We start from the raw sequence: 2,114 nt of genomic DNA on the forward strand, positions 1-2,114 counted from the left end.
CTCATAAAGATCCTTTATTTCCGAAATATCCATCCCTTTGATCAATTGAAAGAATTTTAATATTTCATCAGTATTTTCTATCTTATCATATTTATCATTTTTTTTTTGAGAGTCATTTAACTTTGTCTCATCTCGCAAATTTGCTTCCATTTTCTGGTATTGAGAAAATTGCTTTGTCGGTAGAATTTTAAATTTCTCGATCTCATCCTTTGAAAATATTTTTTTTATAACTGGATCATATTCTTGATTAAATTCTTCAAATATTTTTTTCCCCAGAGAATTAATTTTTTCGCGAAGTTGTCCTTCGGGTAATTGTTCATCAAGAAATCTATAGATAGCATAAGCATCGAGGATCTGGTTTTGTGATTCGTAAAGATCTGCAAGGGTAACAGTAGGTTTGAAATTCCCGTTCATTATTCTTCCCCGAGAGTAATCATTTCTTTGATCTTTTCCAAAGTTTTTTCACCAATACCCTTTACTTCCAACAGCTGATTTATATCTGTAAATTCTCCAATTTCTTTTCTATATTCAATTATCCGTTCTGCTTTTTTGGGACCAATACCTTTCAGGATCGTGAATTCTTCCAGGTCTGCAGTATTGATATTAACTTTTTTGATTTCAGGTAGTTCTTTATCTTCCGTCACAGTTCCTTCTTTTATTGATTCAACCTTTTCTAAAGGATTACTGACACGACCGAACTCATAAAAATAGCTTTCGATTTTCTTAAAAGTTGCTTTTCCGATTCCTTTAACTTTCATCAGATCTTCTTTTGCTTCGAAACCTGAATTTTCACGATAAGAAATTATATCTCCCGCTTTCTTTTCTCCAATCCCGGGAATTGATATTAATTCTTCTTTGGTTGCTGAATTAAGATCATATTTGATTTCAAAATCTTTTTCGAAGTTCAAACTGTCAGCTGAGAGCGAATCATTTTCCTGTTCGATTCCTATGAATTTCAGAGCCAATCCTAATACAGCCAAAAAAATTATGAAAATGAGGATTTTCTGCTCATCCTCAGTCAGGAAATTTTTCAGAAAATTTTTCATTGTTCTTTATAGATCAAATGTAACAGTAATTGTCCTACTTTATATAAAGATTCCGAAGAACATTTATCCGGAGTATCATGAATTGTATGCCAATACGGATAATCGAAATCGATGATATCAATAGCATTAAATCCTGCTTTGATAAAAGGAAGATGATCATCTTCTATCATATATTTGATTTTTGGGATGAATTCAGGATATTCAAGTTTTCTTGCCAGAGACCAGACTTCCTTAACCAGGTTTGGTGATGATCTGTAAGAATAAATCTCCATAAAAATATTCAGGTCTGCATCTCCGACCATATCAATGATAATGACTTTCTCAGGTTTTTGTCCTGAAAAATTATTAACAAAATAAGCTGAACCTACACACCAGGTATCCATATTTCCATAAGTTCCAGCATCTTCCAAATCGAAAAAAACCAAATCTATGCCAAATTGAGATGGTTGGTTTTGAGAAATGATCCGAGCAATTTCTAATAAAACAGCAACTCCGGAAGCTCCGTCGTTCGCTCCTAAAACATGTTTCTGATGGTTCTCTTGTATTGAATCTTTATCTGCCCATTCACGCGTATCGTAATGAGCTCCCAACAGGATCCTGCGACTCATTTCAGGATAAAATCCGGCAATGATATTTATACCGTCATATGAAATTGTATCGATTTCAGCTGATAACTTCTGTTCAGTTATTGATGAAGCATAAGGTTCTAAATTGGAAATAATGTATTTTCTACAAAGTTTGATCTCTTCTGTTCCAGGATAGCGAAAACCAAGATCACATTGTTCGGTTAGAAATCTAAAGGCATTGTCCTTATCGAATTCCGGTACTTGATTTTGACAGGAAAGCAAAAGGAATATTGAAATTAAGAGCAACCAGATTTTGTTCATAAAATACCTTCCCTGAGTTTTTTTTAAACACAAAATCAATTTTTTTGTTAAACCTGATTTGTCAATCTTGATTTTCTAAAATCAGGCATACCCCCAAAATTTTCTAAAAAATTGGTAATCATCAATAAAGATTTATAATTTGATTAGAAGCCCACAAATTTATTTGTGGGAAAAATTAAAC

Annotated in this window: 3 protein-coding genes; all 3 read right to left on the reverse strand. The window is 32.7% G+C overall.

The features are described 5' to 3' along the window. The coding region (locus ENL20_05380) for a hypothetical protein (GenBank protein HHE37987.1) at positions 1 to 414 on the reverse strand (414 nt) is incomplete at its 3' end. After that, positions 414 to 1,046: a competence protein ComEA gene (locus tag ENL20_05385; GenBank protein ID HHE37988.1), complete on the reverse strand. Its 633-nt coding sequence runs from the start codon at positions 1,044 to 1,046 to the stop codon at positions 414 to 416. The genes ENL20_05380 and ENL20_05385, both read right to left, overlap by 1 nt. Continuing rightward, positions 1,043 to 1,933, reverse strand: a complete 891-nt coding sequence (locus ENL20_05390; protein HHE37989.1) for a M28 family peptidase — start codon at positions 1,931 to 1,933, stop codon at positions 1,043 to 1,045. Before ENL20_05390 ends, ENL20_05385 begins: the two co-directional genes overlap by 4 nt. Positions 1,934 to 2,114 lie beyond the last annotated feature (181 nt).

The organism is Candidatus Cloacimonadota bacterium (assembly GCA_011372345.1).
Taxonomy (GTDB): domain Bacteria; phylum Cloacimonadota; class Cloacimonadia; order Cloacimonadales; family TCS61; genus DRTC01.

What these genes read in the sequence shown, in the direction of transcription:
- ENL20_05390 (HHE37989.1), bottom strand. Translation starts at nt 1,933, where the DNA reads ATGAACAAAATCTGGTTGCTCTTAATTTCAATATTCCTTTTGCTTTCC.
- ENL20_05385 (HHE37988.1), bottom strand. Translation starts at nt 1,046, where the DNA reads ATGAAAAATTTTCTGAAAAATTTCCTGACTGAGGATGAGCAGAAAATC.